Origin of the sequence: Flavobacterium cauense R2A-7, assembly GCF_000498475.1 — a bacterium.
Taxonomy (GTDB): Bacteria; Bacteroidota; Bacteroidia; order Flavobacteriales; family Flavobacteriaceae; genus Flavobacterium; species Flavobacterium cauense.
This window is the reverse complement of sequence record NZ_AVBI01000018.1, coordinates 23,248-42,116: the sequence shown is the minus strand read 5'-3', so window position 1 is coordinate 42,116 and position 18,869 is coordinate 23,248. Positions and strand designations below refer to the sequence as shown.

Here is an 18,869-nt window from a genome sequence, read left to right as displayed (position 1 = left end):
AACACATTTTTACGACTGTCACAACACTCGTTTTGTAATTTTACATAAAACATTACACTATGCTAAACTTCGAATTATACAATCCTACCAACTATGTCTTTGGCAAAGGACAAATCGCAAAACTGGCGGAATTGGTTCCGCAAAACACTAAAATCTTATTGGCCTATGGAGGTGGAAGCATCTTTAAAAATGGTGTTTACGAACAGGTAAAAGCCGCACTTCCTAACGTTGATATCTTAGAATTTGGGGGTATTGAACCCAATCCGCGTTATGAAACGCTAATGAAAGCCGTAGCCATCATCCGCGAACAAAACATTGGTTTCATTCTGGCGGTAGGTGGCGGAAGCGTGATTGACGGCGTGAAATTCATCTCAGCCGCCGTAAAATTTGACGGTAATCCGATGGACATCCTGCACAAACGTTTACTGATTAAAGACGCATCGCAAGTGATTCCGTTTGGAACCGTATTGACGTTACCGGCTACCGGAAGCGAAATGAACTCAGGTGCAGTTGTTACCATCAATGAAACCCAGGAAAAACTTTCTTTTGGCGGCAGTGCTTTGTTTCCGAAATTTTCCATTTGCGATCCTACAGTGATTGCTTCCCTTCCGAAAAAACAAATCCAAAACGGTGTGGTGGATGCTTTTACCCACGTGATGGAACAATACCTAACCTATCAGCACGATGCGTTGCTTCAGGATCGGATTGCGGAAAGCATTTTGCAAACCTTAGTGGAAATCGGCCCTGATGTGGTGGAAAATCCAACCGATTACAAACTGGCATCGAATTATATGTGGTGCGCTACCATGGCCTTAAACGGATTGATTCAAAAAGGGGTTCCAACCGATTGGGCAACGCACATGATCGGACACGAACTGACGGCTTTATACGAGATTGATCATGCCAGAACTTTGGCGATTATTGGTCCGAATCTGTACCGTGTGATGTTCGACACCAAAAAAGAAAAACTGTCACAATTTGGCGAACGTGTTTTTGGTGTTCAAGGCACTTCCGTTGAGGAAAAAGCCGAAAAAGCCATTGAAAAAACAGTAGATTTCTTCCATAAGATGGGCATGCTGACCAAACTTTCTGAAAACACTGCAGAATATCAGTCCACCGCTGATTTTATAGTAACCCGTTTCGAAGAACGCGGTTGGAAAGCCTTGGGAGAAAAACAAAATATTACTCCGGAAAAAGTAAGAGCCATCGTGGAGATGAGCTATTAATAACAGAAAACGCTCCGATTTGGAGCGTTTTCTGTTATTGTTTTATAATGAGAATTTCTTTTATTCCCGATACTGTTTCTATTTTCAGCAAATAAGTACCTTTTGAAAAAGCATGAAAGTCCAGTGAATGTGTTGCCGCTTCAGAATCAAATTCTTGTATTTTCTGTCCTAAAGCATTAAAAACAGAAATCTTGGTCACGTTAACGCCGGTCGTAACATAGAGTTTATCGTTAACCGGATTGGGATAAACAATTAGTCGATTTAAAGTAAACGCTTCTGCTCCCAAGGTTCCTACTTCAATGCTCACAACAAACGAGCTGCTGCCGGAGGCATTGGTCGCAGTAATGGTATAATCGGTCATTAAGGCTACCTGTGTTGGTGTTCCCGAAATTTCACCGGTAACAGGATTCAGGGCCAATCCGTCAGGTAATGCAGGTATAACACTATAGCCGTAAGTGGTTATTTTTCGGATTTTATGGTTGGCATAATCGGCAACATAAACAATTCCTCCATTAGCAACACAAACCCCCGTCGGACTGTTAAACGTTGCGGATGAAGTTTCAGCATCCGCAGAACCAACAGTTCCTGAACCCGCAAAAGTACTTACGTCACCAGATACATTTACTTTTCGGATTTTATTGTTTCCTTCATCCGTAATGAACAGATTGTTATTCGAATCTACCGCCACAATTGCCGGATAATTAAAAGAAGCCATTGTTGACAGTCCGTCTGCTGCACCGGCACTTCCGGTTCCCGCTACGGTAGAAACATCGCCTGAAACAGAAATTTTTCGGATTTTTTGATTGTAGTAATCCGCCACGAAAACATTTCCATCGGTATCAACTCCCACGCCGGTGGGTCCGTTGAATTTTGCAACAGTCAAATTTCCGTCGGTAGCGCCGGCACTCGCTAGTCCGGCATAAGTGCTTACCACTCCGCCCGATGTTATTTTTCGGATCCTGTGGTTGCTGTAATCGGCTACATATAAATTATCGTTAGTATCTATGGCCATTCCGGCAGGATAATAAAATTTAGCGGCTGTTCCTGTTGCATCTAAAAAACCGGCAACACCGGAACCCGCAAAAGTGGAAACCACACCATTGATGTCAATCTTCCTTATTTTATGATTGCTTTGATCGGAGATAAAAATATTTCCCTGAGAATCTACTGCTGCACCATCGGGATAACGGAAAGTAGCTGTAAGCCCTGGTCCGTCAAGAGCGCCGATTGCTCCGGTTCCGGCTATTGTGGTAACCGTTCCGTCGGGTGTTATTTTTCGGATTTTATGATTGCTTCGGTCGACCACTATCAAATTATTGAAATGATCCATAACCACTACTGTCGGGTAATTAAACCCTGCTGCGGTACCTATCGCATCATTTGACGCAATTGCTCCCGAACCGGCGAAAGTCGAAACCAATGGCTGATTGGGAACCGCCCCACCCGAATTGACTGGAAGCAAGGGCACAATCGCTTGATTAACGGGAAAGGTATTGGGTGTCCCATAGGAAATTTGAGGCGCTTGCCCATACAACGAAAACACGGTAAAAAAACAAACGTAAACTTTTAAAATCGCCTTCATTCCTGTTATAAATCGCTCAGCAAAAATAAGTTAAAAAAACGAAAGGCGCTTCGAAATAAATTCCTAAAGCGCCTTTCTCACCAAAAACAAAAATATTAACTAATTCTAACCTAACTTCAAATCGATTTTCTTACTGATGTTTGCCGCAATTACGTTTTAAAAAGATCATTATTCTCTTGAAACCAAATCGGCAGTTGCAAACAACTTTATCAATAACGGCGGTAAAAACGATTCATTGCCTTGTCAAATCATAATCTAATGTTAAATTTAAAAAGCGGTTTGCCAATCAAACGCAAAAACAACAATGGAAAAGCGTCACGTATTTCAAAAATTTCCCAGCAACAAAGCCATGTTAGGCAAATTTTCGGATTAAAAAATGATTCCAACAGAAATCTCCAAAAACAAAACGTCATTTTTGACTTTCATCAAATTTGAGTACTTTTGAAGTTACAAATTTGATAATCAAGATGAGTAACACCCCAAAATTTGCGGTAATTGGCGGCGGAAGCTGGGCAACAGCAATTGCAAAAATGCTTTGCGTAAACCTTCCGGAAATCGCGTGGTACATGCGAAATACCTACGCCATTGAGCATATAAAAATCAACCGACACAACCCTAATTACCTGAGTTCAGTTGAGTTCGATACCAATAAACTAAAACTTACAAGCAACATAAACGAAGCGGTGGCTTATGCAGATTATGTCATTTTTGCCATTCCTTCCGCGTTTTTGAAGGGTGAACTGGAAAATTTAACCGTAAGTCTGGAAGGAAAAGTAATTTTTTCAGCCATTAAAGGGATTGTTCCCGAAACCAGTTTGATTGTGGGAGAACATTTCCATAAAACCTACCACATTCCTTATGACAATATTGGTGTAATTACCGGTCCATGTCACGCGGAAGAAGTGGCGCTGGAACGTCTTTCCTACCTTACCATTGCGTGTGGTGACGATGAGAAAGCGAAAACCATGGCTAAAAACCTGAACAGTCATTACATCAAAACCAAAACCTCCGATGATATTATCGGAACGGAATATGCCGCGATGTTAAAAAACATCTATTCCATTGCAGCCGGAATTGCGCATGGTTTGGGCTATGGTGACAATTTCCAGGCCTTATTGATGAGTAACGCCATCCGCGAGATGAAAAAATACATCAAGAAAGTCCACAAAATGAAGCGTAACATTAACGATTCAGCCTATTTAGGTGACTTATTGGTAACCGGTTATTCCATTTTTTCCCGTAATCGAATGTTCGGAAATATGATTGGGAAAGGCTATACGGTAAAATCAGCTCAAATGGAAATGAGTATGGTGGCGGAAGGCTATTATGCTACCAAAAGTGCTCATAAACTAAATGAAGAATACAAAGCCAAAACCCCAATAATTGATGCGGTTTACGACATCTTATACGAAGGTAAAGAACCCAAAAAAGTATTTAAGAAATTAACCGACAAACTGGATTAGTTTCCCTCCGACTCTTGTTTTCAACTAATTTTCACAGAATAAATCTGCAAACGAAATGGATAATTTAATCAACCACCCTGGGATTCTAACCGCATTTACCATTGTAATTCTTGCCATGCTTTTATTGGATTTGGGCGTTTTCAATAAAAACACCCACGTAGTTTCCAACCGCGAAGCACTCATGTGGTCCGTATTATGGATTTCACTGGCCATGGGATTCAGTGGGGTTATTTACTATTACATGGGAGTGGAAAAATTTGCGCAGTTTCAATCCGCCTATTGGATTGAAAAAGCACTTTCAGTCGACAACCTTTTCGTTTTCATTTTGGTTTTCGGGTTTTTCAATGTCGCAAAAGAACTCCATCACAAAGTATTGTTTTGGGGGATTATCGGTGCGTTAGTGTTCCGTGCAATCTTCATTTTCACCGGTGTGGAACTGATTAACATGACCTATCTTCCGGAAACCGACATTTTCGGTCAATTGGTAAAAATCAATGTAATTCTTTCCGTTTTCGGGCTTTTCCTGATTTTTGCCGGTATAAAATCGTGGTTTTCCGAATCTGACGAAGGCGATAAAGATTTTACCAAAAGTCCCGGAGCCCGTTTGGTACATCGTTTTTTCAAGGTAAGTGAAAACTACGACGGCGATAAATTTTTCACCATTGAAAACGGCGTAAAAATGGCGACACCGCTATTGGTTGTGGTAGCCGTAATCGAATTTACCGACTTGATTTTCGCAGTCGACAGTATCCCGGCGATTTTTGCGATTGCCCCTAATGATCCGTTTATCCTTTACACCTCCAACATTTTTGCAATTTTAGGCCTTAGAGCGCTGTATTTTCTATTGGCAAACTTCATGTATATGTTCAGCCGTTTAAAGTACGGATTAGCCGTTATTTTGGCTTTTATCGGGATAAAGATGATTATCGCCCCGTTCTATCATATTTCATCACCGATGTCACTGACGATTGTAGGTAGCGTATTGTTGCTTTCGGTAATTGCCTCGTTACTGTTTCCGGTTAAAGAGTAATCATCCCCAATAAATCAAAAAAGGCACGAAAGTTTTAAATTTTCGTGCCTTTTTTGGTATGAACCGATATTACTTTACGGTAATTTCATCAATAAATATGTACGCATCATAACCGGCACCCTGATGCCATTCCGGCAACTTTCCGAAGCTATAGGCTTTCACTTTCACGTAACGCGCCTTTCTTTCATTAATTTTCCCGTCGAAAGCGATAATTTTAGTATCGTACTCTTTTGCGTCCAACGTATTGTTTACCGTTGCCGCCAATTGGAAATTCACATTATCATTGGAAACGTAATACTCCACTTTAGTGGGCATCAGGATCCAGGCGCGCGTATCCTGCAGAAACCGTGCGGAAATCTGAGAAATACTTTGTTCTTGCTTCAAATCGATCACTGCTTCAAAATCTTGTCCCTGATAGCCTTGCCAGTCGCCTTTTCGCCAATTTTCGTTACCTAAAACCCCATCGATTAAACCTTCCGGACCGCCGGCATGGTATTGCGGTGTGTATTTTGATTGAATGACAATTGTGAAATGGTTTGGCTTTTTGAAAAATGTCGCCGAAATCGTATTGCTGTTCACGCCATCCCCATTCATAGCATAGGCAAATAGTGTGCTGGTTTTATCGATTTCGAAAGGCTGCACATATTTCTTTAGTTCTTTAGTATTGTCCACGGAATAAAAAATGACATCGCCTTCGGCAGCACGCATCGCAATGGTTATTTTTTCTTTAAATGTCTTGCTCGGCGCCTCTATTACCGGAACAGTGACAATCGGTGCCCCTTTCGTAGTTTTTATAACGTTGAACTCCGTTTTTAAATCGGAACTTAAAAAAAGGTTTCTTGGTTCACCTTTTACAATAGTTTTTGATTGATTATTGTCAAGTTTGACTTTTATTTTGTTGAAATAAGGCGTAGTCGTGGTATAATGACCATTACCCGGAGTCACCGCGTAAATCCCCATGGAACTCAATACATACCAAGCGCTCATCTGTCCACAGTCTTCATTACCAATCAAACCGTCCGGAGTGTTTTTGTAGAAAGTATCCAGAATGTATTTTATTTTGGCATTGGTTTTTTCATATTTCCCGATGTAATTATACAAGTACGCCATGTGATGGCTTGGCTCGTTTCCGTGTGCATATTGTCCGATCAATCCGGTAATATCCACCTGTTCGCGACCGGTAGTGGCAGAAGGCGCTGTGAACATCTCGTCCAGTTTGGCTTCGAATTTAGCCGCGCCGCCATACGCATCAATCATACCCGAAATGTCCTGCGGTACAAAAAACGAATACTGCCATGAATTGCCTTCGGTAAAATTATTGTTCACCTCTCTTGGGTCGAAAGGTTTGTCCCATCCGCCGTTTTTCTTCGGGCGCATGAATCCTGTTTCGGCATCAAAAAGGTTTTTCCAGCTTTGCGAACGTTTCATGAAATACAGATAGTCTTCCGTTTTATTCAGTATTTGCGCCATTTGCGCGATACACCAGTCGTCGTAGGCATATTCCAGCGTTTTGGAAACACTTTCGTGTTCGTCATCAATCGAAATAAAACCGTTTTCCTTGTAGGCTTCCAGTCCCAAGTGATCCAGCATGGCCGAATGTTTCGCCGCTTCAAATGCTTTTTCATAATCGAATCCTTTGATTCTCTTAGCCATCGCATCCGCGATTACCGAAACCGAATGATATCCAATCATGCAATCCGTTTCATTGGACGCCAATTCCCAAACCGGCAATCTTCCGCCCTGTTCGTATTGTTTGAGGAACGTGTTGATATAATCTGCGGTTCTTTTTTTGTCGATTAACGTATACAACGGATGTGCGCCACGGAACGTATCCCAAAGCGAGAACACGGTGTAATAATCAAAAGTATCGGCCACATGAATTTTATTGTCACGGCCTCGGTATTTGCCGTCCAGATCTTCGGCAATATTGGGCTGCATCATTGTATGATAGAGTGCTGTATAAAAAATGGTCTGTTTCTCATTATCCGTTGAAGTCACTTCAATTTTAGACAATTCTTTGTTCCAAAGTGTTTCAGCGTCTTTTTTTACTTTTTCGAAATCCCAGTGTTTGATTTCGCTCATGTTCAATTTTGCACCTTCATAACCTGTTGGTGACAAGGCTACTTTCACTAAAATCTTTTCCCCTTTTTTAACCGCTTTGGAAAAACTAATTGCTACTTCGGTTCCGGAATAAACACCGGCTAAGGAACTGCCTGTGACTTTTGATTTGGTAATCTGCATCGGAACATTGAATTCGATTCGGGCGAAAACGTATTGGTCGCGCGCCCAGGCTTCGCTTCTTCGCAGAATTTCGATGGTTTTACTGTCGATAATTTTCACTTCTCCCTGCAATAATTTGTCGCGATGGTTTAAATCGAGGATTATGTTGGCAATACCGTTTTTGTTGAAGGTATATTCATGAAAACCCACTCGGGTTGAGGTCGTCAAACGGACATCGATGTTGTGTTTATCCAGTTTCACGGCATAAAAACCGGCAGATGCTTTTTCATTTGTATGTGAAAATGGTGAAGAATAGTCTTTGTTATCGAAAGACGGTTCGCCCATGGTAGGCATCAGCATGATATCGCCGAAATCGGAAACCCCTACACCGTTTAAATGGGTATGTGAAAAACCGTAAATCACGTTATCCGAATAATGATAACCGCCACAACCGTCCCAACTGCCGTCGATGCGGGTATCGGGAGAGAGTTGCACCATTCCGAAAGGCACGGTAGCTCCCGGAAAGGCATGCCCATGACCGCCCGTTCCGATAAACGGATTGACGTGCTGGGCAAAATTATTTTTTTGTGAAAAGGCACTTACTGAAAGCAAAGCCGCTATGCATAGAAAAGCTGTTTTTTTCATTCGCTGTTATTCTGAAAAATTTCTCTAAAGTAGCAAATATTTCAGGAACAGCCGGAAGTGATTTTGTGATTTACTTCCCGTAAAACTGTAGTTTTGTCAAAATTACTTGATCAACACACCCCGTTTGTTCATCACCGGTACATCAGTCATTGCGCGGTCGTTAATAGCATTCGCTCTGAAAACATAGCTTTTATCGTATAGTTTATCGCCGATAAAAAACGTAACCAAAAACTCGTTGTTTAACTGTAAGACATTGTTTTCCAGCAATTCGATTTTTACAGCCGAATTGGGTTCCACTTCTTTAAAAGCATGGCGAAATGTTCCGGTTTTGCGGTCTTCCCCGTTAATTTGTCCGTACGCTCTGGAAACCACGATGGCCATTTCCAGTTTGGTATCGTTATCATTTACCAAATAGGCATACCAGGAATTTTCCATAAAATCGTCGTTCCATTCCTGAACGGCGGCTACGTATACGTTTTCTACTTTGGGGATGATGATATCTTTTTGCATTGAACTTGAATTAAAATTATTTTCCTAAAAAAGAAAAACCTCATTGCTAATGAGATTTCTCCTTCGTCGAAATGACAATATTACTTATATACTGGATTTGAATTGTTCCAGGAAACGAACGTCGTTTTCATAGAACATTCGGATATCGCCGATTTGGTACAACAACATCGCGATACGCTCGATACCCATACCGAAAGCGAATCCGTTGTATTTGTCGGCATCAATGCCACAGTTTTTCAAAACATTCGGATCGACCATACCGCAACCCATGATTTCCAGCCAGCCGGTTCCTTTGGTGATACGGTAATCGGTTTCGGTTTTTAAACCCCAATAGATATCTACCTCAGCACTTGGCTCGGTGAACGGGAAATAACTCGGACGTAAACGGATTTTTGATTTTCCGAACATTTCCTTGGTAAAATATAACAACGTTTGTTTTAAATCGGCAAACGATACGTTTTGATCAATGTACAAACCTTCCACCTGATGGAAAATACAGTGGGAACGCGATGAAACGGCTTCGTTACGGAACACACGTCCCGGTGAAATCGTACGGATGGGCGGTTTGTTGCCTTCCATGTAGCGCACCTGTACCGATGAGGTGTGCGTGCGCAACAACACATCCGGATTGGTTTGAATGAAGAACGTGTCCTGCATGTCACGCGCCGGATGGTACTCCGGAAGGTTCAATGCGGTGAAATTATGCCAGTCGTCTTCGATTTCCGGACCTTCGGATACGTTGAAACCGATGTTCGAGAAAATATCGACGATTTGATTTTTTACCAAAGAAATAGGATGACGCGACCCGATTACCAAAGGTTCGCCCGGACGGGTTAAATCGCCATAGATGCCACCGGAAACCTCTTTGCTTTCCAAAGCGTCCTGAATGGCTTTCACCTTGTCTTCCGCGGTGGTTTTCAGCAAATTGATTACCTGACCGAATTCTTTTTTCTGATCGTTCGGTACGTTTTTAAATTCGGCGAAAAGGTCTTTCAACAAGCCTTTGCTTCCTAAAAACTTGATTCGGAAAACCTCTAAAGCATCTTTGTTGTCGGTGGTAAAAGCCTGCGCTTCACCAATATGTTCTTTAATCTTGTCTATCATCTTCATGCAATAATTGGATGCAAATTTAGGAAAAAGTTGGAAGTTAGAAGTTAGAAGTTGGAAGTTTTACACCTTAAATCCACATTCTGTTATCGGATGATTACTTTATCAGTTCTTTTTCCAGAAAATAATTCACAATCGCTTCTTTCATTAAAACCGATTGTTCTCCGGCTTTTAAAGGCGGCAACTCTTCTTTTACGGTATAATGCGGCCAACGGTCTTCGTCGAAAAAGGCAAATTCATAGTACCCGTAAGGCTCCAGCAAACGACAGATAGCGATGTGCATCAGGTTGAGCTTTTCGTCTTTTTTGAATGTTCGGTTGAGTTGCCCCAATTCCTGTAGTCCGATTAAATAAATAATGGCATCCAAATCCAGAGTTTCACCATCGGCGAATTGGTTGGAAAGTATAGTGACCACTGCATCCCAGCGGGTTTTTAATTGTTCGTCTCTTGACATGTTTTGAAATTATGAATTAGAAATTATGAATTATGAGTCCATTCTTCATAAAATTGATTTGCAAAGATACTAAGTTGCAAACTGAGAATCGGAATCTTAACAAAAGTCTTTTCTTCCTCTTTTTTACTTTTCCCTGTATTTCTTTCTGTTCTGCTATCTTTGCTCTTTCATCTATATTCTATTTTATATTTTCTATAACTATGGGTTTTATCGACATTGTACTGGCAGCACTTTTGGTATTCGGACTGATTAAAGGTTTGCGCAACGGCCTTTTCGTGGAGCTGGCGTCGCTGATTTCGTTATTCGTAGGGATTTATGTAGCGATTAAATTTTCCTATTTGGTCCGTTCTGCGGTGGGAAGCGTGGTGTCATGGTCGCCGAAAACCATTCAGGTTACTGCTTTTGTTTTAACCCTTATTGTCGTAGTGGTTGCCATTCATTTATTGGCGAAAATGCTAACCGGCGTTGCCAATTTTGCGTTTGTAGGCTGGCTCAACACTTTAGGCGGAGGGCTTTTTGCGGTAATCAAAACCGTATTGATTTTGGGTGTTGTGCTGAGTTTGTTCCAGAAAGTGAATCTCAACAACATGCTGATTTCAAAAGAAACTCAGGAAAATTCGTTACTGTTTAATCCTATTTTGAAAACTTCGGAATTCTTATTGCCTGTGCTGACGGATTGGTTTGCAGATTTAAAAGAAAGTGTAGTAGCAAATTCTGAATCAACTGAACACTAATCACTAACCTACTGAATACTGATTACTTCAACTCCTTAATTGCGTCTTTCTCAATCCAGCCTTCGGTTTCGTCGGTTAGTTGAACTTTGCGCCATTTGTCCTGGTTTTCCAAGACAAACACTTTGGCCCCTTCATGTAACACAAAGGCTTCCGGAGCATTGGTTTTAGGTTCACTTTTCACCGAAACCACTTCCGCAAAAACAATCGCCGGTCTTTCGTTTTTATAATTGTTTCGTTCCGTAATCGCCGAAGCGACACTAATCAGGATAAAAAACAGAACCACAATCATTCCCACAAAAAAAGTACGCTTTAGCAATGAAGTACTTCCGAAATAATAACCAATGAAAAACAATAGAAACAATCCCGACAATCCCGTGGCAATTCCTGCCCAGGTATCGTAATGGAAGACGTCTAAAGCATCATTAATCATTTTGGAAAAACCAACCTTGGGAACGACTTTTATTTCGTCTATCGCCATTTTTTGCGCGAATTTCAGATTTGTTTGGATTTCGGCATCATCAGGGCTCAGCAACAATGCTTTTTCATAATTGTAGACCGCCGGAGCGACTTTATGCAGTTTGTAATAGGTATTACCTAAATTGAAATACAGTTCGGCCGATTGTTGTCCGGATTTCACTATCCCTTCATACAACACTGCTGCTTCCTCGTATTTTTCTTTTTTGTACAACTCGTTTCCTTTCTCGAAAGCCGATTGCGCGTAAAAGACCTGAGAAATCAATACAAGGATATAGAATATCTTTTTCATCGCTTAAAAATTAAATCTGCTTACTTAATTCGGAAATCACGCCCACTGCTTTATCGTAATCCTGTTGCATAGCCACACTGGTAGACGGTGCGTAACGGGCAAATTCACAGTTATCCATCAGTTTCATAAAATCGGAAACGGTTTCGGTTTGTGCCTTTTTCGACACCAGTAATTCCTGAATATTCTCTTTACTCATTTCCGAAGTTTCAATATGCAGTTTGGCTTTCAGGAAGTTGTGCAACGCACGTTCCATCGCATCGTAAAACGGTTCTTTATTGCCCAATTGTTTGCTGGCTTCCGAAAGGAATTTTTTCGCCAGTTTATTCGACTGACGGATTTTATTTCCGACCACATCACTGTCGATTGCTTCTTTTTTCTTCTTCGCCAGAACGATAATCGGGATGATTAAAAACGGTGCGAACAACAAGGAATAAAACAAGGTCGACCCCAAAAAATCATCGGTTTTCACCGGAGTCAATTCGGTTTTGGATTTGATAAACGCAAACTGATCGCTCTTGGTTACAGTTTGTTTTGCTGCCGAAGCCGTATCATCACCCGCGGTTGGCATCGGTCCGTCCAACACATTGATGTGAATTTCTTCGGAAGTTATGGTTTTATAGGTTTTGGTGTTCAGATCGAAATACGAAAACGCAATTGGCTTAATCGTATAATTTCCTTTATACTGCGGCACAATGGTATACGTATCCGATATTGTTCCCTGTGTTCCGGTTAAAGGCGTGGTAACATTTTCTTTATGCTCCGGATCGTACATTTCCAAAGCGCTCGGAACAATTGGTTTGGGTAGCGTAAACAGTTTCATGTTGCCTTTTCCTGCCGCGCTTACCTCAATTTGCATGGATTCACCCGACTTTAAAGTGGTTTTGGAAGGTTTTACCCTAAAATCGAAATTACCCACTGCTCCGGTAAAACTTTCGGGTTTCCCAGATTCAGGCAGCGCCTTTACGAAGATTGTTTTCGCCCCGGCAGAAACCCTTTTGGTCCCATTACTGATTTCCATTCTTCCGAAAACATCACGACGTCCTGTAGGCGCCTGCATGGTAATGTCTAATGTTAGGGGTTCTATTTGTAATTTGCCCGATTTCTGTGGATACAAAACGGTTTTTCTAAGCACTACATAACGATAATCTTCTCCGTTGTATTTGCCCATTTGTACCGCTAAGTTTTTCACATCGATACTTTGACTCCAGAAATTGTTGTATTTCGGACTCGCCGTTTCGCGGAAATCACTCACACTCACATAAGGACTCACATACAGTTTGTAAACCGCGGTAATGGGTTCGTTTAAATACGGATTGGAATTGGAAATTTCTGCTACAAGATGTACCCCGTCTCCACCTTTTAACGGCGGCGGAATTTGCTGCTGTTGCTGGCGTTGGCGTTGGTTTCCGAAAATAATGGCAAACGGATCTTCCTCTTCTTCAGGTTCCGGTTGTGCCACAGCATTTCCAACGGTAATTTTAACCGGATTGGTTTTGTAAATTTTTCCGGCTATTTCAATTGAAGCGGGTTTGATGACAAAGGTTCCTTTTTTGGTGGGTGCTAAAAAAAACGAATACGATTTACTGAAGGATTTTCTGCCGTTCACCCAAGAATAATTGACCGACTGATTCGGGCCTCCGAAAACTTTAAATCCTTCGAAAGATGGGGCTTCAAAATTATCGCCGTCGTCGTTCATCGTAAAATCAATGCGCAAACGTTCGTTAATTCCAATGTTGTTCTTACTCACCGTGGCTTTAAATTCCACCTGAGCAAACACCCCTTGAACGGTTAGTAATAAGAGAAAAATATAGTTTTTCATTCGTACATTCATCATTAACAGCTTACCAGTCTTTATCATTTCGGGTGGGTCTTCCTTTTACTTCCTTCCCTTTTACTTTATCCTGAATTTTCTTTTCTTCATTGTTTAAAGCATCCAGCAAATTTTCCATGCGTTGTTTGGAAGTACCGCTGGGTTGAGGTTTTTGAGGTTGTTTGTCCTCATCGCCTTTTCCTTCTTTTTTATCTGGATTTTTAGGATCGTCTTTCTTATCCTGATTTTGATCTTTTTGGTCTTTTTTATCGTCCTTATTGTCTTTCGGCTGTTGCTGTTTGTCCTGATCTTTATTTTTGTCCTTATCCTTGTCTTTATCGTCTTTTTTAGGCGGATTTTCTTTTAGTTTTTGTTTTGCCAACGCATAATTATAACGGGTTTCCTCATCGTTGGGATTGTTGCGCAGGGCGTTTTTATACGCCTCCACAGCACCCTCATAATTTTTTTCCGTCATCAGTACGTTACCCAAATTATGAAAGGCTTTGTGTTTCTGACGTTTGCCTTTGGCATTCTCAATCGCTTCCAGATAGGAATGTTTGGCTTCACTGGGTTGGTTCTGACGGTAAATCGCATTTCCTAAATTATAGGAAGCGGTAGCGCGGCGCGGATTTCCAAATTGAGAAATTCGGTAATCGGCTTCGGCTTCGGCGTACTGTTTTTCAGCAAATTTCTCATTTCCCTGCGGCAGGTTTTTATCTTTCTTCTGCGCAAAAAGCACCACCGAAAAAAGCAACAAGCCATATTTAAGTAACTGCTTCATTATTCTTTTTCATTAAATAAATTCAACTTCTTCACCCAGGCGGTTTTTCGTTCCAAAAAGAAAACGTCTATCAGTAATAGGAAAAAGGCAATGCCTAAAAACCACTGAAACTGCGACTCGAAATCGGCAATCTGTTGGCTTTCGAAATCGGTTTTTTCCATATTGTCCAACGCTTTCTTCACAAAATCGAGTACTTCTTTCGTACTTCCTCCGAAAACATAACCTCCATTTGCATTTTTAGCAATGGTTTTCAGGGTTTCCGGATACAATTTTGTGATTACGGTTTCGCCGTTCTGATCTTTCTTGAAACTTTCGATAACACCGTTATAGCGCAACGGAATCGGGCCTCCTTTTTCAGTTCCAATACCGATGGTTACCACTCTTATTTTTTTATCCTTGATTTCTTCCAACGCTTCCTCAAATCCTTCTCCGTGATCTTCCCCATCGGAAAGCATGATGATTAACTTGCTGGTTTGCGGGTCATCAAAATAGGAACTTGCTAATTTCAGCGCTTCACCCAAAGCGGTCCCTTGAGAGGAAACCATATCGGTATTCATGCTTTGCAGGTACATTTTGGCCACGCTGTAATCGGTCGTTATCGGCAAAACCGGATAGGCGCTGCCTGCATAACCCACAATTCCGATTCGGTCAGAACCCAATTGATTGATGATTTGCGAAACAACCTGTTTGCTTTTCTCCAAGCGGTTGGGTGCGATGTCTTCGGCCAGCATACTTTTGGAAATATCCACGGCAAAAACAATGTCTACGCCCTGACGCTTCACGGTTTCCATTTTGGTTCCGATTTTCGGATTCACCAACGCCAGAACCAATGCAGCAAGTCCTAATAAAACCACTACCAATTTCAAAACCGGTTTGAACGTCGATTTTTCAGGGCTTAGTTTTTTCAGCAACTCCAAATCGCCAAATTCCCGCTGCTTTTTGCGTTGCCAATACAAATTGACCAAAAAAAGCACCAGCAACACCGGAAGGATTGCTAATAAATAAAAATATTTCGGTTCGTCAAATTCGAAATTCTCCATGATAACTTATATAAAACCTCTAAACAGGGTCTTTCTTAACAATAATTCCAACATTAAAAAACCAAAAGCCAATAAGGCCAGTGCACGGTATTTTTCATCGTAATTGTAAAAACGTTGCTCCTGTACTTCGGTGGTTTCGAGCTTATTGATTTCGCTGTAAATAGACTCTAAACTTTTGTTACTGGTGGCTCTGAAATACTTTCCGTCGGTCATCAAAGCGATTTCTTTCATCAGTTTTTCATCAATTTCCACCTTCATCATCTTGAACAAAAACTGTCCGTTTGGTGCAATGGCATACGGAAATTCCGCCATACCGTTGGTTCCGATTCCGATGGTGTACACTTTTATACCAAATTCTTTCGCGATTTCCGAAGCCATTCGCGGATCGATAAACCCGGAATTGTTCACCCCGTCGGTCAATAGGATAATGACTTTACTTTTTGCTTTGCTGTCTTTTAGTCGGTTCACCGCTGTAGCCAGTCCCACTCCAATTCCGGTTCCGTCCTGCAATACATTGTCGTATTTCACACCGTCAAGTGCCTGCAAAACAACTGCTTTATCGCTGGTAACCGGTGTTTTGGTATAGGCTTCTGCGGCATACACCACCAAGCCGATTCGGTCGTTCGGTCGTTGCTCCACGAATTCGGACGCTACCCTTTTCAGGGCTTCCATACGATTCGGTTTCAAATCTTTGGCGAGCATACTTCCGGAAACGTCAATCGCCATTACGATATCGATGCCACGTGTGGTTCTCGATTTATTAGTTACGTCGGTCGACTGTGGTCGTGCCAAAGCAACAATTAACGCCGCCAATGCCAACATACGCAAGACAAACAGTATTGGTTTTAGTTTCGGCAGCACCGAATGTGCCGCTTTGAATCCTTTCACAGAACTTACCTTCAAAGTGGCCGATTGCGTTTTTCTTTTCCAGAAATACCATCCTATGGCTATCGGTAAAACCAAAAACAGCCAAAAGAATTCCGGATTGGCAAATGTGATGTTCTTCATCATGGCGCTGCTTTTCTAAGTTCGACTGATTCTAAAATTCGGGCCGTGATTTTCTGTCCGAATTCATCCCCTTCCTTGTACATGGTTAATACCTGTTGCAAACCGCCATCCTGACTGAACATTACGAATTCGTAATACAGTTTCGTGGATTTTTTGGTGATGCCGTCCAACATGTTCATCGTTCCGTAGGCCTTTCTTCCCGACAAACCTTCTCCGGTGTTGAAATCTTCGGTTTTTACGATGATATCCTGTGCGCCTTTCAATTCCATCGCCTGCAAACCGCCTTCGAGTGCTTTATCCAAATCGATTTGAGTTTCTTTTTTGTATTTCAACGTGCTTACGGCAATATAATAATCGTCGAAGTACCCGCCAAATTCGAATATCTGCATTTCTTTCACCATCGCCATTACGGCTTTCGGTACTTCTTTGGTCGCCTCTTTTCGTTTTAACACTTCGGGTGTCGAAATGATAATTCCGGGATTCCCGTATTCGCTCGTAATCCAGTCTTTTTCGTATAATTTTTTGGTTGAACTTCCAAAAAGGTTGATTCCGTTAAAGAATACCGACCCGAGGATAAAGAAAATAGTGAATCCGGCCACGAAACCTATTGTGGTATTTCGCTTTTTGATTTTTCTGCGTTTGAGTTCTTCCTGTTGTCGGGCGTAATCCGAATCGGTTTCGTCTTGTTCAATTTCTTTCGGAAGCGCCTTATCGATGGTGAGTATGATTTTTTCGATGTTTTTACGGTCTTCGGTAATTTCAAAATCCATCGGTTTGGACTTGGCGAATTTCACCAAATCAGCGTTTTTCAGAATTTTTTCAAAGGTTTCCATCGTTTCCTGACGGATACCCATTTTCTTTTTCATCGACGCTTTTTTCATTGCTTCCAAAAGTTCGTCGGTAGTACTTTCCATCGCCGGAATCTGCACCGTTTCTTCGATGTAAGTACGCGTAATATCGGTCATTTCAGAATAATACGATTTTACATCGCCTTGTTCCAAAAGGGATTTTTTCTCTAAATTCTGTAACAAACTGGTCGCTTTTTCAATCGGCGAAGCGTAGATTACCTCTTCTTCTTTCGGACGGTTCTTATATTTTTTATACAACCAATACCCTAAAAATCCTAATCCGCCCAAAACTACAATTCCCAACAAATACCACCAGAAATTGGACGACGGATCTTTAACTTCCACAATCGGTTTGATGTCGTACATCTTTTGTTTGAGCGTATCCACCACCACATTATTCACCTCAACTACCGCAGAATCCGATAAAAACTGACGGTTTCCGATTAACACCGGAATTCTCGGAATCACATAACTCCCGGAATCGAATTGGGTTAATCCGTATTTTTTGATGAACTCGTAGGTGGATTCTTTTTTAATGGTATCGACCGGATAGGATTCCAAAACCTCCAATTGCCCGATATTTTTCGTTTCCGGAAAAGCCACACGGGTTTGTTTGGTTCCTTTTACCTTCAAGGTTAGGTTGAATTGGGAGCCAATCTTAATTTTGGTCGAATCGACACTGGTTTGCACCGGTTGTTGTGCAAAACCCAGCGAGGTCATCAGTACAAAAAGAAATATGTAAAGTTGTTTACTCATTTTTATGTTCTAGCTTTGAAATAGCCCAATAATTTTTTCACATAACTTTCGTCAACACGCGTACTTACCGTTCCGGAACCGCAACGGGAAAAAGTTTCCTTAAAATATTTCACGTTGTCCTGATAATTTTTCTCGTATTCCGTGCGCACCGCTTTCGAATTGGTGTTTACCACCATAATTTCTCCGGTTTCGGCATCTTCCACAGTTACCATTCCGATATTGGGCAGGGTTTCTTCGCGCACATCATATACGCGAACCCCGGTAACATCGTGTTTTTTTCCCGCAATTTTTAAGGTATGTTCGTAATCGGCCGACATGAAATCGGAAATCACGAATACGATGGCTTTCTTTTTCTGTACTCCGGAAAGGAATTTCAGAGCCTGAGACAAATCGGTTTTCTTGCTTTTCGGCTCAAATTCAATTAATTCCCGGATAATGCGCAGCACGTGTGATTTTCCTTTTTTGGGCGGAATGAACAATTCGATTTGGTCGGAGAACAAAATCAGTCCGATTTTATCATTGTTCTGGGTAGCCGAAAACGCCATGGTAGCCGCAATTTCAGTAACGATTTCACTTTTCAGCTGGTTTTTGGTTCCGAAGCTTTCCGATCCGGAAATGTCTACCATCAGCATCATCGTCAGTTCGCGTTCTTCTTCGAACACTTTTACGTACGGTTCGTTGTAGCGCGCCGTTACGTTCCAGTCGATCGCACGAACATCATCGCCAAATTGGTATTGGCGCACTTCCGAAAACGTCATCCCACGACCTTTAAACGACGTGTGGTATTCGCCCGAAAAGATATGATCGCTCAATCTTCGGGTTTTGATTTCGATTTTCCGTACTTTTTTAAGTAATTCTTTGGTATCCATAGTGTCAGTGGTCAGTGGTC

Annotated in this window: 16 protein-coding genes; 4 read left to right on the top strand and 12 right to left on the bottom strand. The window is 41.6% G+C overall.

The features are described 5' to 3' along the window. Positions 1-59: 59 nt before the first annotated feature. A complete protein-coding gene (locus FCR2A7T_RS09540; protein WP_023571077.1) occupies positions 60-1,226 on the top strand; it encodes an iron-containing alcohol dehydrogenase in 1,167 nt (388 codons plus the stop codon). A gap of 34 nt (positions 1,227-1,260) precedes the next feature. On the opposite strand, the gene FCR2A7T_RS14795 is transcribed toward FCR2A7T_RS09540, so the two are convergent. Further along, complete coding sequence (locus FCR2A7T_RS14795; protein WP_023571076.1) at positions 1,261-2,808, bottom strand: T9SS type A sorting domain-containing protein; 1,548 nt, start codon at positions 2,806-2,808, stop codon at positions 1,261-1,263. 467 nt (positions 2,809-3,275) lie between these two features. On the opposite strand from FCR2A7T_RS14795, the gene FCR2A7T_RS09530 reads away from it, so the two are divergent. Together FCR2A7T_RS09530 and FCR2A7T_RS09525 are read left to right on the top strand one after the other, a co-directional pair. Beyond that, positions 3,276-4,271, top strand: a complete 996-nt coding sequence (locus FCR2A7T_RS09530; protein ID WP_023571074.1) for an NAD(P)H-dependent glycerol-3-phosphate dehydrogenase — start codon at positions 3,276-3,278, stop codon at positions 4,269-4,271. Between the two features lie 55 nt (positions 4,272-4,326). Continuing rightward, the gene (locus FCR2A7T_RS09525) at positions 4,327-5,301 is read left to right on the top strand and encodes a TerC/Alx family metal homeostasis membrane protein (protein WP_023571073.1); all 975 of its coding nucleotides are present in this window, start codon (positions 4,327-4,329) and stop codon (positions 5,299-5,301) included. 69 nt (positions 5,302-5,370) lie between these two features. Here the strand turns inward: FCR2A7T_RS09525 and FCR2A7T_RS09520 are convergent, their stop codons facing one another. The 4 genes from FCR2A7T_RS09520 to FCR2A7T_RS09505 all read right to left on the bottom strand — a co-directional run bounded on the left by FCR2A7T_RS09520 (position 5,371) and on the right by FCR2A7T_RS09505 (position 10,237). Next, a complete protein-coding gene (locus FCR2A7T_RS09520) occupies positions 5,371-8,166 on the bottom strand; it encodes a GH92 family glycosyl hydrolase (protein ID WP_035118110.1) in 2,796 nt (931 codons plus the stop codon). 102 nt (positions 8,167-8,268) lie between these two features. After that, positions 8,269-8,676 (bottom strand): hypothetical protein, encoded by a 408-nt coding sequence (locus FCR2A7T_RS09515; RefSeq protein WP_023571070.1) that lies wholly within the window; start codon positions 8,674-8,676, stop codon positions 8,269-8,271. Between the two features lie 84 nt (positions 8,677-8,760). Next, positions 8,761-9,780: a phenylalanine--tRNA ligase subunit alpha gene (gene pheS, locus FCR2A7T_RS09510; protein ID WP_023571069.1), complete on the bottom strand. Its 1,020-nt coding sequence runs from the start codon at positions 9,778-9,780 to the stop codon at positions 8,761-8,763. A 100-nt stretch (positions 9,781-9,880) separates the two neighbouring features. Then, entirely contained in the window at positions 9,881-10,237 is a 357-nt protein-coding gene (locus FCR2A7T_RS09505; protein WP_023571068.1) for a hypothetical protein, read from the bottom strand. A gap of 200 nt (positions 10,238-10,437) precedes the next feature. On the opposite strand from FCR2A7T_RS09505, the gene FCR2A7T_RS09500 reads away from it, so the two are divergent. Then, positions 10,438-10,971 (top strand): CvpA family protein, encoded by a 534-nt coding sequence (locus tag FCR2A7T_RS09500; RefSeq protein ID WP_023571067.1) that lies wholly within the window; start codon positions 10,438-10,440, stop codon positions 10,969-10,971. A 22-nt stretch (positions 10,972-10,993) separates the two neighbouring features. On the opposite strand, the gene FCR2A7T_RS09495 is transcribed toward FCR2A7T_RS09500, so the two are convergent. From FCR2A7T_RS09495 to FCR2A7T_RS09465, 7 genes are read right to left on the bottom strand one after another with little or no spacing between them, the layout of a single operon-like run. Beyond that, entirely contained in the window at positions 10,994-11,737 is a 744-nt protein-coding gene (locus FCR2A7T_RS09495) for an SH3 domain-containing protein (protein ID WP_023571066.1), read from the bottom strand. A gap of 10 nt (positions 11,738-11,747) precedes the next feature. After that, positions 11,748-13,556 carry a BatD family protein gene (locus FCR2A7T_RS09490; protein WP_023571065.1) on the bottom strand — a complete coding sequence of 603 codons (1,809 nt, stop codon included), beginning with the start codon at positions 13,554-13,556 and terminating at the stop codon, positions 11,748-11,750. Positions 13,557-13,578: 22 nt separating this feature from the next. Beyond that, the gene (locus tag FCR2A7T_RS09485) at positions 13,579-14,328 is read right to left on the bottom strand and encodes a tetratricopeptide repeat protein (protein ID WP_035118108.1); all 750 of its coding nucleotides are present in this window, start codon (positions 14,326-14,328) and stop codon (positions 13,579-13,581) included. Continuing rightward, positions 14,328-15,368 (bottom strand): VWA domain-containing protein, encoded by a 1,041-nt coding sequence (locus FCR2A7T_RS09480; protein WP_023571063.1) that lies wholly within the window; start codon positions 15,366-15,368, stop codon positions 14,328-14,330. Before FCR2A7T_RS09480 ends, FCR2A7T_RS09485 begins: the two co-directional genes overlap by 1 nt. A 6-nt stretch (positions 15,369-15,374) precedes the next feature. After that, the gene (locus FCR2A7T_RS09475; RefSeq protein WP_035118176.1) at positions 15,375-16,376 is read right to left on the bottom strand and encodes a vWA domain-containing protein; all 1,002 of its coding nucleotides are present in this window, start codon (positions 16,374-16,376) and stop codon (positions 15,375-15,377) included. Continuing rightward, positions 16,376-17,980, bottom strand: coding sequence for a hypothetical protein (locus tag FCR2A7T_RS09470; protein ID WP_035118106.1), 1,605 nt, complete (start codon positions 17,978-17,980; stop codon positions 16,376-16,378). Before FCR2A7T_RS09470 ends, FCR2A7T_RS09475 begins: the two co-directional genes overlap by 1 nt. Before the next feature lie 2 nt (positions 17,981-17,982). Next, positions 17,983-18,849: a DUF58 domain-containing protein gene (locus FCR2A7T_RS09465; RefSeq protein ID WP_023571061.1), complete on the bottom strand. Its 867-nt coding sequence runs from the start codon at positions 18,847-18,849 to the stop codon at positions 17,983-17,985. Between the last annotated feature and the right edge of the window lie 20 nt (positions 18,850-18,869).

Excerpts from the sequence above, each read along its gene's own strand:
- FCR2A7T_RS09540 (WP_023571077.1), top strand. The coding sequence starts at position 60 with ATGCTAAACTTCGAATTATACAATCCTACCAACTATGTCTTTGGCAAA.
- FCR2A7T_RS14795 (WP_023571076.1), bottom strand. The coding sequence starts at position 2,808 with ATGAAGGCGATTTTAAAAGTTTACGTTTGTTTTTTTACCGTGTTTTCG.
- FCR2A7T_RS09530 (WP_023571074.1), top strand. The coding sequence starts at position 3,276 with ATGAGTAACACCCCAAAATTTGCGGTAATTGGCGGCGGAAGCTGGGCA.
- FCR2A7T_RS09525 (WP_023571073.1), top strand. The coding sequence starts at position 4,327 with ATGGATAATTTAATCAACCACCCTGGGATTCTAACCGCATTTACCATT.
- FCR2A7T_RS09520 (WP_035118110.1), bottom strand. The coding sequence starts at position 8,166 with ATGAAAAAAACAGCTTTTCTATGCATAGCGGCTTTGCTTTCAGTAAGT.
- FCR2A7T_RS09515 (WP_023571070.1), bottom strand. The coding sequence starts at position 8,676 with ATGCAAAAAGATATCATCATCCCCAAAGTAGAAAACGTATACGTAGCC.
- pheS (WP_023571069.1), bottom strand. The coding sequence starts at position 9,780 with ATGATAGACAAGATTAAAGAACATATTGGTGAAGCGCAGGCTTTTACC.
- FCR2A7T_RS09505 (WP_023571068.1), bottom strand. The coding sequence starts at position 10,237 with ATGTCAAGAGACGAACAATTAAAAACCCGCTGGGATGCAGTGGTCACT.
- FCR2A7T_RS09500 (WP_023571067.1), top strand. The coding sequence starts at position 10,438 with ATGGGTTTTATCGACATTGTACTGGCAGCACTTTTGGTATTCGGACTG.
- FCR2A7T_RS09495 (WP_023571066.1), bottom strand. The coding sequence starts at position 11,737 with ATGAAAAAGATATTCTATATCCTTGTATTGATTTCTCAGGTCTTTTAC.
- FCR2A7T_RS09490 (WP_023571065.1), bottom strand. The coding sequence starts at position 13,556 with ATGAAAAACTATATTTTTCTCTTATTACTAACCGTTCAAGGGGTGTTT.
- FCR2A7T_RS09485 (WP_035118108.1), bottom strand. The coding sequence starts at position 14,328 with ATGAAGCAGTTACTTAAATATGGCTTGTTGCTTTTTTCGGTGGTGCTT.
- FCR2A7T_RS09480 (WP_023571063.1), bottom strand. The coding sequence starts at position 15,368 with ATGGAGAATTTCGAATTTGACGAACCGAAATATTTTTATTTATTAGCA.
- FCR2A7T_RS09475 (WP_035118176.1), bottom strand. The coding sequence starts at position 16,376 with ATGAAGAACATCACATTTGCCAATCCGGAATTCTTTTGGCTGTTTTTG.
- FCR2A7T_RS09470 (WP_035118106.1), bottom strand. The coding sequence starts at position 17,980 with ATGAGTAAACAACTTTACATATTTCTTTTTGTACTGATGACCTCGCTG.
- FCR2A7T_RS09465 (WP_023571061.1), bottom strand. The coding sequence starts at position 18,849 with ATGGATACCAAAGAATTACTTAAAAAAGTACGGAAAATCGAAATCAAA.